Below are 22,553 nucleotides of genomic sequence, written 5' to 3' on the forward strand. Positions count from 1 at the left end.
TACATTGTCGCTTTAATGAAGCCTAAATATAAAGCTAAATCGGTCATTTTTTAAATTTATTGAAAACCTTTTGCTTGATATATCTAACTTCAGTTATGCCAAATATATTGGCAACATAAAAATATATTCCATAGGCAAACACAGCCCGCACCAGCAAATATAGCAGCTGACTTAATTTATGTGTTGGTTGGATATCTCCGCTTATAGTTTGCCACAGCCATAGCAGACCGCCGGCAGCCACTGTCGCGAATACTGTAATAACCGCATAATGCTGCCAATGCAAAAGCTTGATTTTAGGGAAAAATATGGCCATCAGAACGAGTAAAAGAATGGTCGAGGCAAATGAGCTTAACGCAAAGGAAAACGCCATGCTTTCAGGGCCGAAACCGGTATGTGCAAATGTATAACGCGTAAAAATAAAAAGCATTAGGAGGTTGAACGCCGCTCCAGCCATCGGCACCCAAGTTTTGTGATTGGCGTAAAAAACGTTATTGAGAAAATATGTTACCGTATGCGTTACCATCACCGGACAATACCATCGCAAAATCTGTGCTGTGTAGTTGACGGAATCCGAGGACATGGCTCTACCCCAACGGAAGATACCGGCAATTACGTCTTGTCGCATAATGCCGAAACAAAGAGCGGCCGGAATTATTATCAGCAAGGCCGAGCGGAGGCCGGTACTGATCATTTTGCTCGCCCCAGAAAAATCTTTTCTGGTAAACAATTCGGCTAAATGCGGTAAAGTAACGTTCGTAATCGCAATAACAACGATTCCGAAAGGCAGCTGCCACGTGCTTATTGCATTGCTGTACGCGTAAGATGTACCATCTGCAAAATATTTGTAGTAAGAGCTGATCAAAAAAGATGAAAAATATGGTATGGATGCACTGACAAGGGTCGGAACAGCTAGGCTAAAGAGTTCACGTACCTCCGGCTTGTTTAAATTAAGGCCGAGGCGAAAATTTGTTATTTCACGCCGAGCCGAAAAAAGCTGTATGAGGAAATAAATCGCCGCTGCCGCCGTAATTCCCACACTCGCCGCCTTAACACCTCCGTCGGTTCGTTTCGCCAAAACTAGCAAACTTAGCAACACCAAGCTGTTATAAATGCACGGGGTTAAGGCCGTAGTTATAAATTTTTTATATGTATTTAAAATTCCGATGAGCAAGGCGGCCAGCATCATGAAAAATGCTTGTGGCAACAATGCCCGCGCCGCAGTAACCGCCATTTGGTAGGAGGTGGAGGTGGTAAAATACTGCATGATTAATGGGGCAAATATTTCACAGATAAGTAATATGCTACCCATCAATATTGCCATGAAGGTGATAAATGAGCTGACTGCCCGCCACCCGTCTTTTTCACGGCCGGACTCGATGGAGGAGGACAAATACGGTATTATCGCCGCTTGGATAGCTCCACCGATTAACAGTGTGTATATGAAATCTGGAATTAAAAATCCCTGAGTAAAAGCATCGGCGTAAGGAGTATCATAGCCGAAGCGGATTCCGATCAGTATCTGACGCAACTGCCCAGTTACTTTGGTAAGCAATAGGGCAAGCATCACGATCAGGGAAATCTTGCCTAGGCGGCGGGAATGGGATGGCTCGGCGGCGGTCGTGGCCTGCCTAACGGAGCGTCCGGCGAGATCGGGCACATTCGACATGGCGGCGGTCGCGGCCGGCCTAACGGAGCGTCCGGCGAGATCGGACACATTCGACATGGCGGCGGTCGCGGCCGGCCTAACGGAGCGTCCGGCGAGATCGGGCACATTCGACATGGCGGCAGTCGCGGCCGGCCTAACGGACGCGTTTGCTCCGCCGACTGTGCCAGCCTCGGCCAAAAATGTTTCGGTGCTTATGCGCCGTATCTCCGGCAAACTATTCCGATTATGCTTCATCGTTTAAGCAATGCCAGATAAGTCCGAGCAAAGTCATCTTCGCCCAAGCGATTACTTTAGCGCGGCTGCCTGAAAAAAGATTATGCTTCACAACGGTTCTGCCCCGATAGGTCACAGCAACGAATACTGTGCCAATCGGCGGCTCCGCTTTACCCAACGCAGCGGCATTTGTCGAATCTTGTACTGCACTACCCGTAGGACCCGCCAAACCGGTAACAGCTCCTGCTATCGAAACATTTAGCAATTTCTGAGCATGCTCCGCCATAGAGGCAGCACAAGCAGCACTGACCACACCGTCACGGTCAATAATATCTTTCGGCACACCTAACACATTTTTCTTTATTTCGGGGCTGTAGGCTACCAATGAACCTTTAAAAACATGTGATACACCCGGGATATTGCCGAGTTCGGCAGCTACTGCTCCCGCTGTACACGATTCAGCCAATCCCAAGGATTCACCGCGATGCTTTAAAATATTATAGATAACTTCTGGTAAACTCTCGTCCTTCTCTGAATAGATATATTTACCAAGTCTAGAACGTACAACATCAGCAAGCGCTGGTATCAGTTCAGAGTCAGAATCGGAGTGACAATTTTGCGTCAGACGAAGTTTTACTTCACCTACCGAACAATATGTCGCCAAAGTAGGATTGGTCTGTGTCGTAATCAAATCTTCCAGCTCTGCAGCAACTTGCGATTCTCCGATGCCTACCATGCGGAAAAACAAATTGCGCAAAATCGTCGAACAACGAGCAGCCAAATACGGTTTGACATATTCGGTAAACATGAGCTTGTTCTCAAGCGGGGGCCCCGGCAGTAGAATCAAATGACATAGTTTATTATCGTGCACAAAACGCCAGATCGCCCCCGGTGCTGTCCCGTTGAGGTTGGGCAAGGCAAAGCCAGCCTCGGCGCCAGGCAAATATGCTTGCTTATAGTTGTTTTGCGGTACATTGCGGCCGGACCGTTTAAAATAAGCTTCGATTGTTGCCGCCGCTTCCGGATCAAAGGTCAGCTTGAACCCGGAATTTTTGGCAGCGCAAGCCATGCTCAAATCATCCTCCGTAGGTCCAAGACCACCGGTTAAAATAACGCAATCCGCCACTTTCCACAACTTGTTCAAAGCGTCAAGCAGACGCTCCTCGTTATCCCCTACGACAAGCTGATATTGACAAGTAAGACCGAGTTTATTTAGTTCTCCAGCCAGATAAGCTGCATTCGTATTAATAATCTGCCCCATCAACAACTCAGTGCCACTGGTTAAAAGGGCCACCTTTTCAATAGTTTCATCAACACCCTTTTTGGGTAAAAGTTCATTTACTGATTTAAGCATAAGCGCCTCACATAACTCGTATATGTATTATGCAGCAATGCGGTTACCGTCATGGGTCCGACGCCACCCGGAACCGGTGTGTAATATCCGGCTACCGAGGCAATATCAGAGGAGACATCGCCGCACAGCTTGCCGTCTTCAAGACGGTTAATACCGACATCAATAACCACGGCGCCGGGTTTAACCCAGTCAGCTTTTAAAAACGAGGCCTTGCCCACCGCCACAACTATTATATCAGCTAAACGACATAAATCAGGTAAATTTTTTGTTTTGGAATGTGCCTGAATAACAGTGGCATTTTTTTGCAACAACAATTGGCCCATTGGCTTGCCGACAATATTGCTGCGTCCGATAATAATTGCTAGCTTTCCTTCTGGAGAAATGTTTTCCGCTGTCAGCAACATCATAATCCCGTAAGGCGTACAAGGGACGTAACCTGGACGGCCAAGAAGATTATTTCCCTGATTCAAAGGATGGAAACCGTCTACATCTTTACTCGGACTTATATGTTCTATAACAAGTTGCTCATCATAGCCATCCGGCAGTGGGAGTTGACATAAGATTCCATCAATATTCGGAGTGGCATTAAGCTCCTCAATCAAAGCAAGTAACGCCGGCATTCCTTCCGATGCCGGTAAATCCGGCAAGTTATAAGAAAAAGATTTAATTCCAACTTTTTCACAGGCGCGTTGTTTATTTCGGACATAGACAGTTGAAGCCGGATTTTCGCCTACCTGCACAACCGCCAAGCCGGGCGCCCGACTGCCGGCTGCCATGTGTTCATCAATTTTTTGTTTCAGTTCAGACTGTATTTTTGCGGCCAATGCTTTGCCGTCTAAAATTAAATGTTCCATTTCATCTCCGTTAATTAAATAGCGATTTAAATGATATTAAAAATGTTTTTTTGCTATGGTATTACGCTGCTGTTCAAACAATTATTCGCCGCGTTCGACCGCCTTCTGTGCCTCCCACTCCGCTCGCGTCAGCCTTACTTTGCGCGGTTTACTGCCTTCAAAAGGACCAACATAACCCAATTCTTCCATAGCATCAATCAACCGGGCGGCGCGCGGGTAGCCGATATTCATCTTGCGTTGTAAAATCGAAACCGAAGCATAACCATTGTCCAAAATTATCTCCACGGCTTGGGGCAATAAATCGTCCCCACTGTCTTCAGCATTAGCTTTACTTGAATTACTGTTTATAGTCGCTGTCTCAATTTCGGTGGCAATTTTCTCATCGTATTCCGTCCGATTCTGCGCTTTGAGAAATGCAATCACCGTCTCGACTTCTTTGTCCGAAACAAAAGCACCTTGAGCACGAATCGGCTTGGGCAAATTAAGCGGATTATAGAGCATATCACCTTTTCCCAGCAATTTCTCAGCACCTGCCGAATCTAAAATCGTACGCGAATCGACCTGTGAAGAAACGGCAAAAGCAATGCGCGACGGTATGTTCGACTTGATAACTCCGGTTATTACATCAACCGACGGACGTTGGGTGGCGATAATTAAATGAATTCCGGCCGCACGAGCCATGGCTGTCAATCTAGCAATCGCATCTTCGACCTCATTCGGGCAGGTAGTCATTAAATCGGCCAATTCATCAATAACCAAAAGAATCAGCGGTATTTTCTCAAGATCTTCACTTTCAGCTATTTGACTGTACGAATCGTAATCTCTAGCCCCGTGTTCAGCAAACATACGGTAACGGCGATCCATTTCGTTGACTGCCCAATTTAATGTATTGGCAGCTTTTTTAGGATCTGTGACCACCGGAGCCAACAAATGTGGAATACCATTATAAACTTTTAACTCAACGACTTTTGGATCAATCATCAGCAATTTTACGTCGCGGGGATGTGCTTTATACAAAATGCTCATCAGGATGCAGTTTATGCATACAGACTTACCTGATCCGGTAGCTCCGGCAATCATCAGATGAGGCATTTTACGCAGATCACATAATACCGGCTGTCCCGGAATGTCCCGGCCCAAAACCACAGTCAATTTGGAAGGAGCCCGGCGGAAAGCGGGATCGGCCAGAAGTTCGCGCAGACCGACGACTTGAGTTTCTTTATTCGGGATTTCGATACCAATGGCAGGCTTTCCGGGGATCGGAGCTTCGATACGAACACTCACAGCCGCCAGGCTCAGCGCAATATCATCCGATAGCCCGACAATTTTGCTGACTTTTATTCCGGGGGCCGGTGCCAACTCAAATCTGGTGATGGACGGACCGTGGGTAACATTGATAACTTTTGCCTTTACGCCAAAGCTCATTAGAGTAGTTTCCAAGCGTTCCGAAAGTTCTTTAATTTTGTTGGCTTGACTAATCCCTTCAGTCGGCTTTTCCGGTTTAAGCAGTTCTAGCGGCGGAAATTTGTACTCTTTTTCAGCCGGATAAACATGCTTTACCGCGTTGGTTGTTTTCATAGCGGCCGGCATAGCTGTAGATGCTGCTGCCCCGGCGGTCGGCATAACGGCATCACCAGAGTCGGCATTTTCCTCTCTGAGTTCACCGTGATTCTCTGATGAGGCTAAATCCGTTCCTCCGTTATCTTTTGAAACAACGATATTGGTTACGTTGTTTACTTCTGCTGGCTCATCATCGTTGGATGCAAGCGTAGGGCTTGGCGCAGCTATGTGATTTAGTTCAACTGTAGGTTTAGCGGCAGCCGCAAAACGCAGGACAGTCGGCAGTTTTGTCGGCGACAAACTCATATCGTCTCCTGAACTTATGTCATTTACTTCGGCTTCATCCGTTATGACATCCCCACCCAGTGTATCCTTTTTCTCAGAAGCAGATGGCATTACTTCAGGGGCAACGCGCAAAGGTGCTGGGAACAGTTCCATACCAGGTTCCCAATCATTTGAAATTTCACGTTCTTCAGCATTTTCTGGCGAAGGTTCGGGTGTAGAAACAACCTCGCCCTCATGCTCAACCTCGCTCTCATGCTCAACATCATGCTCAGCTTCATTTTCGTTTCCCGACGATTGAGGGTCTTTTTCGGATATGGCTGATCTTTGATTCCAAGCATCAGCAGCATTGATTATTTTATCAATTTTAACCTCATGCAAGACAACAGTATCAGTTTTTATTGGCTCAAATTTTAAATGATTGGAGTCGGAACCAAATGTTTCGCCTTCAGTAAAATTCATTTTGTTTGGAGCACTGCTGCGTCTATCATCCCGCTTATCCTTCTTCAGCAGCCAACTCGGTAACTTTCCCCAAAAACCTTCATCATCGTTATTATTTTCAGCTTCAACGGTGGTAGTTTGAGTAGGTGGGGCAGAAAAATTGGCTGGGTTTACGTCCGACCAATTATTATGTTTAGTCGCCATATTTGGCCTATTCACCGTAGTAGACTGCTCAGGCGGGGGGCAATGATTTGTCCCGAATGGCGAACCCCAGGTTTTGTCCACGGTTTCATTTGCCAGACGGTAACTGCCAGAATCATTCGTAGTATTTTCCCGGCCTCCACCAACACTATCGCCGTCCACATGTTCTCCGACTGCCCGGCCTCCACCAACACTGTCGCCGCCCACACGTTCTCCGACAAGGACACCTCCGACTGCTGCTCCAGCCTCTTCTGCGCTTTCCGATCCATCCCACGGCATTGCAAAGCCGTCTGTGTACGTGCCAAACCTGCCGCCACGTAAATCTTTTCCCGCCGTGCCAGTTGCATAACCTTCGGTACTGGCATTCGTTCCAGATTTGTTTGCCCGACCAATGTCCGTCTGTTCCTCCACAGCCACACGCCCCTTGTTTGCCCGCCCAGCCTTAAGCAAATACGACAATTCGGGCAATTTATGTTCTCCGGCCGCGGCATGAGCTTGACGCACATAGCGACTGATGGAAATATTGAAAAGCAAAATAACTTCGGCAATTATGGCAAAGCAATAAAAAATCAGACTACCACTATAGCCGGTCAAAGCAAAAATACCGGCCGCCGGCAAACCGCCCAGAATTCCGGCACCGATAGCAGTTTCCAAACCTTTCACCGCCGTGTTGTCCGCACTCACCGACCATATGATTTGAATAAATTTCGTAGCCAAGGCTTCGCCTTGCTCATTTACCGCCAGCTTAAATGCTGCCTTGTGATCCAAGGTTAAAAGCTGGATACTCCCGGCAATCAGCAGCAGCAATAAAGCAAAATGAATTCTGCGCCATTTTGCCGAACTTCCTACTCGATCAAGCCACTGTTCAACAGCAGAATAAATCAAAAAGAACGGCAGAACATAAGCCAGCGGTCCGCATATTCCTCGCGCGATATCATAAAAAAATGCCCCCAAAGCACCGCTACGACTATGCGGCCAAAAGAAAACCAGCCCCATAAATATTCCCAAAGCAAGCAAAATCAGCCCGGTTACTTCTCGCGACAAATTAAGTTTTTGTGGTTCTTTCCGTCCGGCCATTAATTCCTCCGTTGAGGGTTGCGATAAAATTTGTCGTACCAAAGTAATGCCGTTACTGTCTTGGCATCAGTAAATTCGCCATTTTGAATTCGTTGCAGCGCTTCTTCATACGGCATCCTGATAACGTCGACATACTCACCCTCGTCCGGATGTGCCGCTCCGGCCGACAAATTAGTTGCAGCAAACAAGTATAGCTTTTCCGTGCAGTAGCCGGGTGTGGCATAAACTTCACCCAATTTTCGCCAATTTTCAGCAAGCAAACCGGTTTCTTCGGACAACTCGCGCTTGGCTGCGAATAGAGGATCTTCATTCAATTCAAGTTTTCCGGCCGGCAGTTCCAACATTACCGTTTCTGCCGCCTTACGATATTGGCGTACAAAATAAACCTGATCATCGGCATCTACAGCCAAGATGGTGACCCCACCGTTATGCCGTACAATTTCCCGATCAGCCAATCGTCCGTTAGGTTGTTCAACCCTTAATTTTTCAACTGTGAACACTTTCCCGACGAATATTTTTTCGGTTTTTCGCGTAGTTTCACGACCTACCGCTTCATTAGAACTGATTACTTCCATTTTTCCTCCGTTCAAGGTTGAACAACATTAACGGCTGAACCGTCATTCATTTTTCACCCGTTTTGCTTGCTTTGCCAGCCTCTTTATACGCCGCCACCGCCAGTTCATCACAACGATTGTTATATATGTTATCGCTGTGCCCGCGCACCTTGTGCCAAGTTATGCGATGTAATTTACTCAGGCGCAATAATTCCTGCCATTGATCTTTATTACTCACATCTTGCTTGGCGGCATTTTTCCAACCGTTTTTCTGCCAGTTGCCCAGCCAGTTCTGCTTGAAAGCATTGACAACATAGGCACTGTCACTGTACAAATCGACTTCACAACTGAATTTCAGACATTTTAAAGCTTCAATAACTGCCTGCAGTTCCATGCGATTATTGGTCGTAGTTGCTTCATAGCCGCTGATCTCTTTCTTGCGATCCGCCACCATCAGCACGGCCGCCCAACCGCCGGCCCCCGGGTTACCAGAACAAGCTCCGTCTGTATAAATCGTCACTTTCATCATATTTTCCATTACAGACACAGACGGACCTAATAATTGATCCCGATCGCCGCTTTAAGTTTGACTAAATTTTCTGCCGCGACTTTGCGAGCACGCAAACTGTGTTCCTTGAGCATGCGCAACACCTCATCGGGGTGGGCGGAGATTTCCTTGCGGCGTTCGCGCATCGGTGCAAGTTCCGCCTGCAAGATCTCGTTAAGCCGCAGTTTAAGTTTGACATCTCCCAGTCCACCATGGCGATATTGAGCTTTAAGTTCGGCAAGTTTTTCTTTATCAGGATCGAAAGCATCTAAATAAGTAAATACGGTATTACCTTCAACTGTTCCCGGATCTTCAACATGAATGTGGTTAGGATCGGTAAACATACTCATAACTTTTTGCTTAATTACATCAGCTTCATCGGAAAGATACAAACAATTTCCGAGACTCTTGCTCATCTTGGCATTGCCATCAATACCCGGCAAACGACCTACTTCAGAGAGAACGGCTTTGCACTCAACCAGTACATCCTCACTGAAATGGTTGTGTACGTAACGAACAATTTCATTTGTCTGCTCAATCATCGGCAGCTGATCTTCACCGACCGGCACCAACGTAGCATTGAAAGCAGTTATATCCGCCGCCTGACTCACCGGATAAACTAAAAATCCCGCTGGCACGTCTTCCTTGAAATTCTTTTGTTTCATCTCCGCTTTTACAGTCGGATTGCGCTTAAGTCGCGCCAGAGTGACATAATTCAGATAGAAATTCAAAAATTCCGTCAATTCCGGAATCATGGATTGGACAAAAATCGTATTTTTACTCGGATCGATGCCGGCCGCATAGTAGTCATAGGCTACCTCAAGTAAATTGTTTCTGATCAGCTCCGGGTTATCCCCGTTATCAGATAAGGCCTGTAAATCTGCGATCATAACATACGTTTGGTCGTATTTATCCTGGATGGCCACGCGATTTCGTAAAGATCCTACATAATGTCCGATATGTAAATGACCGGTAGGCCGATCACCCGTTAAAACTACGTCTTGCATATTTCACCTCAAACCAGTTGTTAAAATAAATTTTGTTAAAATGATAGCACATTTGGACGGATAATAAAATAGTTATCCCCAATTTTTAAGATAGTTTAATTTAAATTTATATATAATGATTAAAAAGCATCAATTACCATGACTAAGCAAAATTTTGATAAATTATCGCAAGTTACTGCTCTAATCGCTATGCCTCTTTCATCGTTTTGTCCCAGAAATTTGTTGCAGAAATTTTTATCTAGCAAATTATATCCAGCAGCGCTAAAAATCGCTACAACTATAAGTTTTCGACTCACAAAATCTGACATGAATTGACCTATTTTCTAGTAAATTAACTCTTGCCAAGAAAAGATAATGCGGATATAATACAAGGCAGTCGTGCATAGGGGAGTGGCTCAACGGTAGAGCAGCGGTCTCCAAAACCGCCGGTTGCGTGTTCAAATCGCGTCTCCCCTGCCAAAAATAACCGTTTTGATAAGCATGATCAAAACGGTTATATTTTTGTTTCATGCAAGTAGAATATGAATGGAGGCCAGTAGCTGTACCGAAAGGTTCGGCGAAAAACTATGTCCACTTATGAAATTAAAATCGGCAATCTTACCCGACAACTTCCTTTAGTTAGGGTTGCCCCCAATGTGCAGATAGCCTTATTCGTCAGTCTCGGGGACACGGAAATATGCACCGCCGCCGCTGATTTATTGGCTAAGCAGTTGCCCCAAGCGGATATCTTGCTCACCGCGGAAACCAAAGGTATAAGCATAGCCCACGCACTTTCTTTGCGCTTGAATATGCCGCGCTACGTCGTTGCTCGCAAATCGGCCAAGCCATATATGAAAGTTGCTATTTCGGTTGAAGTGCATTCCATAAGCACGCAAACTCCCCAGGTACTATACTTGGACAGCGCTGATGCGGCAGCTTTGAAAGGCAAAAAAGTTATTATCGTTGATGATGTTATCTCAACCGGTGATTCGCTGGCGGCTATGGAAAAACTGGTCAGTCAGGCCGGAGGCGAAGTCGTTGCCAAAGCTGCTATACTTGCCGAAGGCGCAGCTAGGGATCGCAAAGACATCGTCTATTTGGAATACATCCCGCTGTTCAACTAAATTAGGTTGCCTTACGCGGTTTTACTTAAATTGGTTTGTTACGAGTTTCGCTTACACGATTCTACTTACTCGGTGTATCGTTTTTAAACTTTTCGGTATCAGCCAATTTAACTTCAAGATTGTCCAACCCCCAGAATTCGGCTAATTCAGCCATAAATTCGGGGGTTAATTTTATGTGATAAACTGTTGGCAAACATTCCAATTTAGCCGTACGGACAACATAAACAGCCGTAGGTGTTTTGCCGGGATGCGCCTTGAACAGAAGTAACAGCTTTTGCAGTTTATGTGGATCTACCTGCGGTTCATAGCGGCAAATCAAACTGTAGCCCGCATCGTGGGTGGTTACGTTGGTTGCCGCTGCATGAGAGCCGCTGATTGCCACATGTCTCTTGGCCACTTTTGCTTTATTAATTTTGGCGATGTCGTCCGGATGCGGCACCGGTGGAATGTGAGGCGGTTCAACCGGCTCTGCTAGAGCAGCTGCCAATTTAGCGTAAACTTCGGGCGGCGCGTTATCTGCCACATCGGTGGCCGGATGGCGTAAAAACTCTGCCGTTGCCATACAGTCTGCTTCACCGCGAGCGGTATTCAACGCTTGTAGGTCAGTATTTTCAGCAGGACCGCCATTGCCCTGAGTGTCAGCGACAAGAGAGTCACCGCTAAGTGTCCCAGGGCCACCGTTACTGCCATCGTTCTGAGTACCACAGCCAGAGCCACCGGAGCCGCGGTTAGCTTCACCAGAACCGCTAGAGCCACTAAGTAACGACTTATCGACAAGCTCATCCACCCTTTCAGCTCGCTGCAAAATAAGACAGGCATTTTCGCTTTCGTCCCGCCGCTGCACCCGCCCGTACAGCTTATATACTCCACCCTCGTTCAGACTTCTGCCCAGTCTTTCCCACACTTTAGGAAAGGCAACAACTTCAAACCGAGAAATAAAATCCTCAGCAACAATCCTGGCCATTTTGGTGCTTTGCCGGGTGATCCGCTCTGTAACCGACAGAACAAATGCCATAAATTTAACACTGTCGCCGTCAGCCGCCCGCCGTTCATCAATCACCTGCCCCTGTTCATCAACGCTCGGCAAGAGCCAAGAGCTGTCCGCGACAGAAAAAGCGGCAACTTGCGCTCGATAATCAGCCAGAGGATGCCCGGTCAGATACAACCCGATCAGCTCCTGCTCCATCATAAGTTTTTCCAAAGAAGAAAACGCTTTAACCGGCAAGTAAACCGGCTCAGCCACGCTTATCGACTCCCCCTCCGGACCATCAAACAAAGAAAACTGCCCCGCCAAACAGGAACCCGAACCGGCAGAGACCGTATTTAAATACGTGACGACAGCCGTAAGCAAACGCGCCCGGTCGATGTTAAAACAATCCAAAGCTCCAGCTCTAATCAGGCTTTCCTGCATTTTACGATTAAGACTGAGATTAGCTGTCCGCCGCCAAAAATCGCCGGGATCTTTGAATAAACCATTGGCCTCACGTTCGGCTACCACCTCTCGAATCGCCCCAAAACCGACATTTTTTATTGCACCTAGGGCAAAGCGGATTTTGTTTTTTCCTTCCGTGGCGAACTTAACTTGGCTGTAATTTACATTCAGCGGCAAAACTTCAATTCCAAGTTGCCGGCAAGCTTGGACGTAGTGCGCTGCTTTGCTTAAATCACCGATAAAACTGTTTAAAATCGCCGCCATAAACTCCGTAGGATAATATAGGCGCAGCCAAGCCGTATAATAGGCGACAATCGCATAAGATGCCGCGTGCGGTTTATTAAATGCATAACCAGCAAAAGCTAAAACTTCGTTGAATATCTTGCGGCCGACGTTTTCTTCAACCCCATTAGCTATGCAGCCCGGAACCTTATTTCCTTTGAAATCATGTCCGCCGAATAAAAACAAGCCTTCATAAGTGGCCAGCTCTTTCGGCTTCTTTTTGGCCATGGCACGGCGAACGATGTCAGCCATCCCCATGGAAAAACCAGCCAAATCCCGCACAATTTGCATAACCTGTTCCTGATATACGATACAACCATAAGTAACTTGCAGAATAGGCCGCAACAACGGGTGGTCATAAGATATCAAAGCAGGATTATGCCGAGCCGCCACATAACGTGGAATCTGCTCCATAGGGCCAGGACGATATAAGGATATACCGGCTATTATGTCTTCCAAAGAAGTCGGACGCAACTCTTTGATGAAAGAGGTCATGCCAGAGCTTTCCAATTGAAACACCCCGTCCGTTTCGCCACGCCCTAACATATTGAAAACTTTTTCATCTGCCAAATCTAACTGATCAAAGTCAATTTCCCGGCCGTAATTTACCTTAATCGCCGCTGCCGCATCTCGCAGGACCGTGAGAGTACGCAAACCCAAAAAATCAAATTTCAATAAACCGATGCTTTCAATATAATTTTTGGTATATTGCACGACCAAAGCTTCGTCATTTTTGGCCAGCGGTGCATAATTAACTACCGGCTCCCCACAAATTATCACCCCGGCCGCATGAGTTGAGGCGTGTCGCGGCAAACCTTCTAAAATTTGAGCATAGTCGATCAGCTGCCTTACCTGCGGATCTTTCTCATATAGCATTTTTAGGTCGGCATTTATATTTAAGGCTTTTTTCAAGGTCATACCTAAAACACCGGGGATCATTTTGGCAAGCTTATCAGTTTCCGGCAATGGGTAGTCCAACACTCGGGCAACATCTCTGACCACAGCCTTGGCAGCCATTGTCCCGAAAGTTATCACCTGGCAAACCCGCTCCGTACCATATTTGCGATAAACATAATCAATCACTTCTTGGCGACGTTCAAAGCAAAAGTCGATATCAAAGTCCGGCATACTTACACGTTCGGCATTCAAAAATCTTTCAAAAATCAGATTATAGCGCAAGGGGTCGATATTGGTTATCCCCAAACAAAAGGCAGCTAATGAACCTGCGCCCGATCCACGCCCAGGTCCGACAAAAATCCCGTTGCGCTTGGCATAATCAATAAAATCCCAAACAATAAGGTAATAATCCGTATAGCCCATTGAATTAATAACGGACAATTCATATTTCAGGCGTTCTTCATAAGTTTCCCGCGGAGCAAAAGCAGCTTGGGCAAGTCTTCGTTCCAGTCCTGCACGGCATTTGGTCGTCAAATAAGCTACCGAATCGGAGAACTCCTCCGGTTGCTTGAATTTAGGCAGGTGTAAAACGCCGAACTCGAACTCCGCCTTACAGCGTTCGGCAATACGCACGGTATTGGCCAGAGCTTCCGGCAAATCAGGAAAAGCAGCAGCCATCTCGGACGGACTTTTGATGTACAACTGATCGGAACCAATACGAGGGCGATGCTCATCGTTAAGCTTTTTACCTGTTTTAATACAAAGCAATATTTCGTGTGCCGTAGCATCAGTTTGCTGCATGTAATGACAATCATTGGTGGCAACCGGTGGAATACCAAGTTTTTTGGCTATGCGGATCAAACCACTGTTAACCATATTCTGCTCCGGCAGCCCAGTCGCCTGCATTTCCAAAAAGAAATTTTCCGACCCGAAAATATCTTGATACTGCCGCGCCAGCTCACAGGCTCCAGCAAAGTCACCGCGCCGCAGTGCAAGTGGTATCTCTCCCTCGATACAACCTGAAAGAGCTATCAAGCCCTCGTGATAGAGTGCCAAAAGCTCATGATCTACCCGTGGTTTACCATAAAAGCCTTCCGTATAGCTGAGCGTAACCAACTTATTTAAATTTCGCAAGCCGCAGTTATTTTCTGCCAATAAAATAAGATGCGCCGTCCGGCGATCAGCCACTCCGTCTTTGGCCAATCGCCCGTTCAGCGCAACATAAACTTCACAGCCGATAATCGGCTTTATATTTTCTTTACGACAAGCCTGATAAAATTCTAAGGCTCCGTACATAACTCCATGGTCGGTAATGGCACAGGCTGACATGCCAAGTTCAGCAATGCGGCGCGGCAGTTCGCTGATTCGATTAGCCCCGCTGAGCAGGCTGTACTCCGTATGCATATGCAAATGAACAAAATCTGCCATGCCCCGACCCGTGAATTAAAGTTCGGCTTCTATAGCCGCTTTTATTTTGGCCGCTCGTACTGCTAAACGCTCCTGTACCATGGCTTTATCAGTTCCATAGCAACCGCAATATATTTTAAGTTTTGGCTCAGTACCTGACGGACGAACACAAGCCCAATCCAAACCGTCAAATTCATAAAGCAATACATTTGACTGAGGCAAAGTAAGGTCTTCTTGCCACAGCTTGCCGTCACGGTAACCACAACGTACTCTGAGCTGATAGTCGCGGCGCGCCGTCAGAGGGTAACCAGCGAATTCGTTAACCGGTTGTTTACGCAATTTGTCTAAAGCATTTTTTATTTTTTCAATACCGGCAAGACCTTCCAAAGTAATGGAAACCGTCTTTTCCTCGCCATAACCATATTTGGCATAACAATCATTCAAACGGTCTGCCAAGGTTTGACCGGCCTCGGCAGCGGTAACAGCCAATTCCGCCAAAAGCATCGCGCCGACAACGGCATCTTTGTCCCGCACCTCGGTTTCAGCCAAATAACCGTAACTTTCCTCAAAGCCGAATTGGAAATGAGCGTCACCGTTTTCGTCCAAATTCTTGATCAATTCGCCAATGTATTTGAATCCGGTAAGCACTTCATAGAGTTTTACACCGAAATGAGCTGCTACCTGATGCGCCAAACGCGTTGAAACAATGGTCGTCGCTACGAATGAGTTCTTCGGCAAAGTTCCACGTGCCTGACGAGCGGACAAGACATAGTCCATCAGCAACATGCCGATTTGGTTGCCAGTCAGCACCTGATACTCACCGTTGGCTAACCGGACACAGCAGCCGGTGCGATCACTGTCCGGGTCAGTCGCAATAACTATATCCGCTTTTTCTTTGGCGGCTAAATCTATCGCCAATTGCAGAGCCGCTCTTTCCTCAGGATTAGGGTAAGAGCAGGTCTTAAATTCCGGATCAGGCAGCTCCTGTTCCGGCACGACAATAATGTTTTTAAAGCCCATCTTCTTCCAGATGGCACGCACCGGCTTATTACCGGCTCCGTTTAACGGGGTATAGACAATTTTCATGTCCTTGTGCTTGGCCACCAAATCGCCGTTAATGCTGATCTTAAGCAGCATATCGAAATATGCTTCATCCATTTTCGGAGTGATGTATTCAAACAACCCGGCCGCTTTTGCCGCTGCCTTATCCATTGGCTTAATGTCACGGATATCTTTGATCTTATTCATTGCGGCAATAACTACATCGGCCGCTGCCGGGGGCAACTGTCCGCCGTCCTCGCCGTAAGCCTTATATCCATTATATTTGCCGGGATTGTGGGAAGCGGTAATCATTACACCGGCGGCCGCTTTAAAGTAGCGCACGGCGTACGACAGCATAGGCGTTGGGTGCAATTCGCTGAATAAACGTGCTTTAATCCCGTGAGCAGCAAAAACCAAGCCGGTAATCTCGGCAAATTCCTGTGAGTGTTTGCGGCTGTCGTAAGAAATGCAAACTCCGGCTGCTTTGGCGGCTTCACCGCGTTGAGAGATGTATTCGGCAAAGGCCTCGGTCGCCAAGGCCACCGTATACTTATTCATATAGTTCGTGCCGGCACCGATGATGCCGCGCAGCCCACCGGTACCAAATTCAAGATACCGGTAAAAACGTTCTTTTATCGCCGTTTCATCACCGGCAATATCCTTTAATTCTGCATGAGTTTCCGCATCAAAATACGGATCGTTAGCCCAAATCTGATAAAGTTCATGATAGTTAGCCATAGTATCTCCTCATAGGTCGTTAAGCCTAAGCATTTATATTTATCGGAATTATTTTAACACATTAAACTTTGAATAGCATCTCGGTAAACCGCGGCCTGTTCATATTCGGTTCGCGTTGCCGACTGACGCATCAGTTTTTGCAATTGTTTCAACAATTTAGCTTTTTCTTTAGGCGATAAAACGCAAGCTGATTTTTCAAAGTGCTTTAAGTCGCCTCGGCGCAAAAATTCAGTCAACTCGGCAAAAGTAGGAGCTTGGGAAGTGGCTGACGGTTTAGCTGTAGGTTTAGTTGACGGCTTAGCTGTAGGTTTGGCTGTAGATGCGGCAGTTGCCCCATCAATAACACTGGTTACCGCTGCTGCGGCCGTTTTTGCCACAGCCTTATGGAGATAAGGATTCGTATCCGGTTCGTTCATCGCCGATTCGTTCATCGCCGGTTCACTCATCGCCGCACGCTCATGTTCCCGCTGTGACGCCTTCGGAGATGTAACTGAATAAGTGTCCGGCAACTCTCTGATTTCCTTAACTACTGTATGCGGCGTTATATTATGGATCTGATTATAAGTAGCTTGAATACGCCGCCGACGATTGGTTTCATCGACAGCATTCTGCATGGCCGCAGTAATACTGTCTGCGTACATAATAACTTTTCCGTTGACATTTCTGGCAACTCTACCGATGATCTGAATCAAGGATGTGGCCGAGCGCAAAAAGCCCTCTTTATCCGCATCCAAAATTGCCAGCAAGCCTACTTCCGGCAAATCAATACCTTCCCTCAGGAGGTTGATTCCGACCAGAACGTCAAACTCTCCCTCCCGCAATTCTTTCAAGATTCGCAAACGCTCTTCGTTAGCTATATCGGAATGAAGATACTTAACTTTTAACCCGGCAGAACTAAAAAATTCCGTTAAATCTTCCGACATTTTTTTGGTCAAAGTAAGAACCAAAGTTCGTTCACCGACCGCCGTTTTTTTCTTGATAGCCGCCAACATATCTTCTATTTGACCGTCAACCGGATGTATCTCGATCGGAGGATCCAGCAAGCCTGTCGGACGAATAACCTGTTCTTGCACAAATTCGCTGTGTTGCGCCTCGTATTTTCCAGGAGTAGCCGAAACGAAAAGAGTCTGCCCCATTTTACGCTCGAATTCGTTAAATTTTAGCGGACGATTATCAAATGCGGCGGGCAGCCGAAAACCGTAGTCCACCAGAGCTTCTTTACGTGAGCGATCTCCGGCATACATCGCGCCAATCTGCGGCACAGTAACGTGAGATTCATCGATCATAAGTAAATAATCTTCGGGAAAGAAATCCAGCAAAGTATAGGGAGGCACACCAGGTTTACGCCCATCCAAAAAACGCGAATAGTTCTCTATACCTTTAACGAAACCGGTTTCCAAAAGCATGTCCATGTCATATCGCGTTCTTTGTTCTAAACGATAGGCCTCCATGATTTTGCCTTCCGCTCGCAGTTCCTTAACCCGTGCCGTAAGTTCCTGCTCAATGTCCGATAAAGCTCCCATAATTTTGGCGCGTGAAGTGGCATAATGACTAGCAGGATATATAAGCACATAGTTGCGCAGAGCCAGCGTTTTACCAGTCAATGCATCCACTTCGGCAATCCGATCGATTTCATCATCAAAAAAAGAAATCCGCAAAATTATTTTATCTGATGAAATAGGATAGATATCAAGGCTATCGCCGCGCACGCGAAATGTGCCACGCCGGCAGTCATAATCGTTGCGCTGATACTGAATATCAACCAATTCCCGGATCACTTCGTCACGATTTTTTGTCGCACCTTCGCGCAAATGCACCATTAAATGCTTATAGGTATACGGATCACCAAGGCCGTAAATGCAGGAAACTGACGCCACAACGATTACATCGCGACGTTCTAGCAATGACGCGGTGGCTGAATGACGCATCCGATCAATCTCATCATTTATCGCCGAATCCTTTTCGATATACGTGTCCGTGGCGGCAATATAAGCTTCCGGCTGGTAAAAATCATAGTAACTGACAAAATATTCAACTGCATTTTCCGGGAAGAAAGCTTTAAACTCCGCACAAAGCTGGCCGCTCAAAGTTTTGTTGGGAGCCAGCACGAGCGTGGGACGTTGCAGACGAGCAATAATATTAGCCATGGTGAAAGTTTTGCCGGATCCGGTAACGCCGAGTAAAGTTTGAGCCCGGCGGCCGGCGGTGAAACCGGCCGTCAAGGCTTCAATAGCCGCAGGCTGATCACCTGTCGGCTGAAACGGCGCATGTAACTTAAATTCCATGCCAACCTCTATTCAGCAAGTTTTTTAAGCAGAACATCGCTGCGTTGCAGGAAAGCGGTAAGTTCATTGCCCTTTAATATGCCATAATTAAGCTTGGCCAAGTCGTAAAGTTGCGCGATCAGTTCCGCCTTAGTTTCTGCATCGGACAAATTGAGCAATTTAGTCCAGATGGCATTGTCGGTGTTAAACACCAATTTATTCTTTGCTTGCATCATGCCGTTCAAATTGGGATCATTTAAATCCTGCCCCATTTGCTTGAACATTTCCCGCATTTGTTTGGCCCGCTTACCGTCCTCGGTTTCCATCAAAACCGCCGGCAAAGCATCGACGCCCAAAGCCGCAACGCCGAAATCAACATCTGCGGCATAGGCAGAAAAGGCCTCTTGCAGACGCGGTAAAATCTCTGAATCACCGGCCTCATTATTATTTTCCGCCTCGACTGCAATGAAATGCGTATCCGGACGTTTGTACTCAAGGAAATTGATGAAGGGAGCGTCAATCTCCTTACCTAGGCAAACCACCTCGTGTTTACGAGAAATCGCCAAATCGACATAGTATGCCTGCTTTTCTTTGTCCACCGTATAATAAATCTCCTTCGGTGCTTCCGCCCAGTGCAACCAAGTGTCATCCGTTTTGCGGAAAATCAAAGCTGAATTAGCCTTTTCGTAAAACTTTTCATCGCGCATCATCCCGTATTTGACGAAAGTAGATATGCTGTCCCAAGATTTTTCGTAAGCCGGTAAATCCTTACGGAAAATTTCATTTAATTTATCCGCCACCTTTTTGACGATGTGTGCGCTCAATTTTTGGACATAAGCATCATGTTGCAAGAAGCTGCGTGAGACGTTGAGCGGTAAATCCGGACAGTCGATGCAACCTCGCAATAAGAATAGGAAATCAGGGATGACTTCTTTTATATTGTCGGCAACAAATACCTGATTGCTATACAGTTTTATACGACCATCCAAAGTGGCGATTTTTTCCTCGTTTTGTTTAGGGAAATACAGTATGCCCTTTAAATTGAACGGGTAATCCATATTCAAATGAATCCAGAACAGTGGCGGATTGAAATCTTGGAAAGCTTCGCGGTAGAAAGCCAAATATTCTTCGTCTGTACATTCGCTCGGTTTTTTAAGCCATAACGGCGAAGTATTGTTCAGCGGCTGCGGTGCCGTCGATCTTTTTTGGGCTGTGTCCGTAGCAGCTTCGTCCGTTGCGGGAGTGTCGCCCGAACCAGCAGCGGCTTCATTCGTTGCGGCCGTCTCGTCCTTCTTCGCTTTAGCGGTGGCGGCAGCGGACTCACGCGCAGATTCCTCCGCCTCCTCTTTTACGGAAGTGAAAAAAATCGGCTGCGGCATAAAGTAGCAATACTTGTGCAAAGTTGCACGCACAAAACCGGCGTTGACAAATTTCTGCGCTTCATCGGACAAAGTAATGATTATCTCCGTCCCGACCTCGGCTTTTTCGCATTCTGAAAGTGTATAGGAAACGCCATCTTCGCTCAGCCAATGCGCCGCCTTTGCCCCCGGTAGATAAGATAGGCTGAATATTTCCACCTTTTCCGCCGGCATGAAAGCCGAATAAAAGCCTAAGCCAAAATGTCCGATAATTCCGTCGGCCGACTTGCTGTCTTCCTGATATTTAGCCAAAAAATCAACTGCTCCGGAAAATGCAACCCGATTGATATATTTGTCTATTTCTTCAGCGGTCATACCGATGCCGTTATCTGAGAATTTGAGCTGTCGAGCATTTTCATCTAGCGTAACTTGAATCCGCGGGGTAAACTCAACCGCGCTCTCCCCGAGTCGAACTAAACTTTGCCGTTTAGTAATCGCATCACAGGCGTTGGAAATCAGCTCACGGATAAAAATATCCTGATCCGAATAAAGCCATTGCCTGATTATCGGAAAAATATTATCTATATCAACCGATAAACGTCCACTTTGATCACGTAATTTTTCTGCCATATTTACCTCCGTTATGTTTCATTACACCAGTTATCACATATATTTTTGAAAATCATTCATATTATTTTTGTACTTATTGTTAAAATACACGAGGCCATTGCCAACTCAGCGGTATGAGTCAAACTGAGTTTCAGACATGGAGCCGCTTTAAAAATTGCTTCGCCCTTCCCCTTCTGCAGTTTCAGTACATCGACCTCAGTGGACACAGGGAATTTCATAGATACGACGTACTCCATCAACGCGGCATAGCCGTTTTCGGACAAGTAAACCTCCGGTTGACCGCTTTTCCCTGTTCTGATGTCCATATCAGCCCAAGCCAGCTTCCGCCCGATGCCGCACCCTAAAGTTTTGGCAATAGCTTCTTTGGCCGCAAACCTACCAGCTACCCACTCATAAAAACGAGCATTACGCGTGGGAGGTAGAGCCTCGATTTCGCACGCAGTAAGTATCCGGCACAAAAAATCTCCATCAAAACGTGACAAGGCCTGTTTAATTCTCCCTATTTCGACCAAATCGATCCCATGTGCATAAATTCCACCCAGATCATCGCCCCAGTCGATATTTTCACCCACTTCAGTCAAAACTGCCTCTTTCTCACCAGATCCCGCATATCCGCACCAATTAAGTGCAAATATAGAAAATTATTGCGTAAACGAGAGGTGACACGCTCGTCGTAAGCCGATTGTAACTGTTCCAAAGTTAAGTTTGAGGTGACCATTGTACGACATCTGGGTGGACGACGTTCATTCAAAAGCTTGAGTAAGGTTACTACCGCCTGGGGGGCAGCGGCTGCCTCCGTACCTAAGTCATCCAAAACCAAGAAATCACACTGCAGATAAGCATCAGTCAATTCTCGCAGTTCAGCCAACCTTTGCTGGTCAGGCGAAAAAGCCTGCCGCAGCAATCTCAGTTCATTGAAATCGCTTAATATACGTTCCGCACTGACAAATATTGTTACCCGTCCTGATCTGCGAATTGCATGCACCGCACAACCGGCTAAAAATGTTTTGCCAGTTCCGGTTTGACCGGCAAGCAGCAAATTCTTGAAACCTGGGTTCGACCAGCCTTGCGCCAGTTGGGTTATCCAAGCGTAAGCAATAGCGATAGGTTGCGAAGTATAGTCTTTATTGCCGGACGCGGTGCTTGCAATCTCCGGCATATTAACCGAATTAAGTCCAGCTGCAGTCAATGATTCGCCGACCAAAGCCCAATCAAATTCACTCAGCTCAGCGGCAGCGATGACCGTTTCTTCTTCGGGCAGGCTACTTTGGGCAACCCGCATCGCTTGATAGCAATGGCAGAGTTCGGCCGGCTGTTTCAAACTGTGTCCGGTGTCATGACATAATTGGCAAGTATATTGCGGCGACATAAAGTCGGCCGGAACACCGGCCGCGGCCAATTCCGTCTGCCAAAGATTTTCAATATAGAACAATTTTTGTTTACAGGCACCCATGGCATCCGCTTTGCCGTTCAAGGTCGCCTGTAAAACAGCCAATCTCGCCCGTTGCAGCTCTGTCATGAGCTGTTTTAGATTTGGGTGGGCATGAAAAATTCGGTGAATATATAGGTCACGTTTCTTTTCCGCCGCCTGCCGGTTGGCTGCATAAGCCCGGATTATTTGATTCTCAAACATAATTAAATTTCA

The 22,553-nt window shown here is 46.7% G+C and carries 14 protein-coding genes and 1 tRNA gene; 2 read left to right on the top strand and 13 right to left on the bottom strand.

Annotated features, from left to right (window positions below; all coding sequences use genetic code 11):
- Positions 1 to 43 precede the first annotated feature (43 nt).
- From murJ to trpS, 7 genes are all read right to left on the bottom strand, one after another.
- Positions 44 to 1,900, bottom strand: coding sequence for a murein biosynthesis integral membrane protein MurJ (gene murJ, locus HMPREF0868_RS05205; protein WP_049779009.1), 1,857 nt, complete (start codon positions 1,898 to 1,900; stop codon positions 44 to 46).
- Positions 1,890 to 3,233: a competence/damage-inducible protein A gene (locus tag HMPREF0868_RS05215; RefSeq protein ID WP_012993661.1), complete on the bottom strand. Its 1,344-nt coding sequence runs from the start codon at positions 3,231 to 3,233 to the stop codon at positions 1,890 to 1,892. Before HMPREF0868_RS05215 ends, murJ begins: the two co-directional genes overlap by 11 nt.
- The gene (gene folD, locus HMPREF0868_RS05220) at positions 3,218 to 4,087 is read right to left on the bottom strand and encodes a bifunctional methylenetetrahydrofolate dehydrogenase/methenyltetrahydrofolate cyclohydrolase FolD (RefSeq protein ID WP_012993662.1); all 870 of its coding nucleotides are present in this window, start codon (positions 4,085 to 4,087) and stop codon (positions 3,218 to 3,220) included. The genes HMPREF0868_RS05215 and folD overlap by 16 nt, the downstream gene beginning before the upstream one ends.
- An 81-nt stretch (positions 4,088 to 4,168) precedes the next feature.
- Complete coding sequence (locus tag HMPREF0868_RS08790) at positions 4,169 to 7,648, bottom strand: FtsK/SpoIIIE family DNA translocase (protein WP_012993663.1); 3,480 nt, start codon at positions 7,646 to 7,648, stop codon at positions 4,169 to 4,171.
- Positions 7,648 to 8,223 carry an NUDIX hydrolase gene (locus HMPREF0868_RS05230; protein WP_012993664.1) on the bottom strand — a complete coding sequence of 192 codons (576 nt, stop codon included), beginning with the start codon at positions 8,221 to 8,223 and terminating at the stop codon, positions 7,648 to 7,650. The genes HMPREF0868_RS08790 and HMPREF0868_RS05230 overlap by 1 nt, the downstream gene beginning before the upstream one ends.
- A gap of 46 nt (positions 8,224 to 8,269) precedes the next feature.
- Positions 8,270 to 8,731 carry a ribonuclease HI gene (gene rnhA, locus HMPREF0868_RS05235; protein WP_034574544.1) on the bottom strand — a complete coding sequence of 154 codons (462 nt, stop codon included), beginning with the start codon at positions 8,729 to 8,731 and terminating at the stop codon, positions 8,270 to 8,272.
- Between the two features lie 26 nt (positions 8,732 to 8,757).
- Entirely contained in the window at positions 8,758 to 9,756 is a 999-nt protein-coding gene (gene trpS / locus HMPREF0868_RS05240) for a tryptophan--tRNA ligase (protein WP_012993666.1), read from the bottom strand.
- 384 nt (positions 9,757 to 10,140) lie between these two features.
- Between trpS and HMPREF0868_RS05250 the strand changes: the two genes are divergently transcribed.
- Both HMPREF0868_RS05250 and HMPREF0868_RS05255 read left to right on the top strand, forming a co-directional pair.
- A tRNA-Trp gene (locus HMPREF0868_RS05250) sits at positions 10,141 to 10,215 on the top strand.
- Positions 10,216 to 10,322: 107 nt separating this feature from the next.
- On the top strand, positions 10,323 to 10,859 hold the full coding sequence (locus HMPREF0868_RS05255; protein WP_012993668.1) for a phosphoribosyltransferase family protein: 537 nt from the start codon (positions 10,323 to 10,325) through the stop codon (positions 10,857 to 10,859).
- 61 nt (positions 10,860 to 10,920) lie between these two features.
- Here the strand turns inward: HMPREF0868_RS05255 and HMPREF0868_RS05260 are convergent, their stop codons facing one another.
- Genes HMPREF0868_RS05260 through HMPREF0868_RS05285 form a run of 6 tightly spaced genes read right to left on the bottom strand, consistent with a single transcriptional unit; the run spans position 10,921 to position 22,541 of the window.
- Positions 10,921 to 14,898 (bottom strand): DNA polymerase III subunit alpha, encoded by a 3,978-nt coding sequence (locus HMPREF0868_RS05260; RefSeq protein ID WP_012993669.1) that lies wholly within the window; start codon positions 14,896 to 14,898, stop codon positions 10,921 to 10,923.
- A gap of 15 nt (positions 14,899 to 14,913) precedes the next feature.
- The gene (locus tag HMPREF0868_RS05265; protein ID WP_012993670.1) at positions 14,914 to 16,656 is read right to left on the bottom strand and encodes a phospho-sugar mutase; all 1,743 of its coding nucleotides are present in this window, start codon (positions 16,654 to 16,656) and stop codon (positions 14,914 to 14,916) included.
- A gap of 53 nt (positions 16,657 to 16,709) precedes the next feature.
- Positions 16,710 to 18,941, bottom strand: a complete 2,232-nt coding sequence (gene uvrB, locus HMPREF0868_RS05270) for an excinuclease ABC subunit UvrB (RefSeq protein ID WP_012993671.1) — start codon at positions 18,939 to 18,941, stop codon at positions 16,710 to 16,712.
- 8 nt (positions 18,942 to 18,949) lie between these two features.
- Positions 18,950 to 20,908 carry a molecular chaperone HtpG gene (gene htpG / locus HMPREF0868_RS05275; RefSeq protein WP_012993672.1) on the bottom strand — a complete coding sequence of 653 codons (1,959 nt, stop codon included), beginning with the start codon at positions 20,906 to 20,908 and terminating at the stop codon, positions 18,950 to 18,952.
- Between the two features lie 56 nt (positions 20,909 to 20,964).
- Positions 20,965 to 21,480, bottom strand: a complete 516-nt coding sequence (gene acpS, locus HMPREF0868_RS07990; RefSeq protein WP_242821333.1) for a holo-ACP synthase — start codon at positions 21,478 to 21,480, stop codon at positions 20,965 to 20,967.
- A gap of 5 nt (positions 21,481 to 21,485) precedes the next feature.
- Complete coding sequence (locus HMPREF0868_RS05285; RefSeq protein ID WP_012993674.1) at positions 21,486 to 22,541, bottom strand: ATP-binding protein; 1,056 nt, start codon at positions 22,539 to 22,541, stop codon at positions 21,486 to 21,488.
- Between the last annotated feature and the right edge of the window lie 12 nt (positions 22,542 to 22,553).

Origin of the sequence: Mageeibacillus indolicus UPII9-5, from assembly GCF_000025225.2 — a bacterium.
GTDB classification, from domain to species: Bacteria; Bacillota; Clostridia; order Saccharofermentanales; family Fastidiosipilaceae; genus Mageeibacillus; species Mageeibacillus indolicus.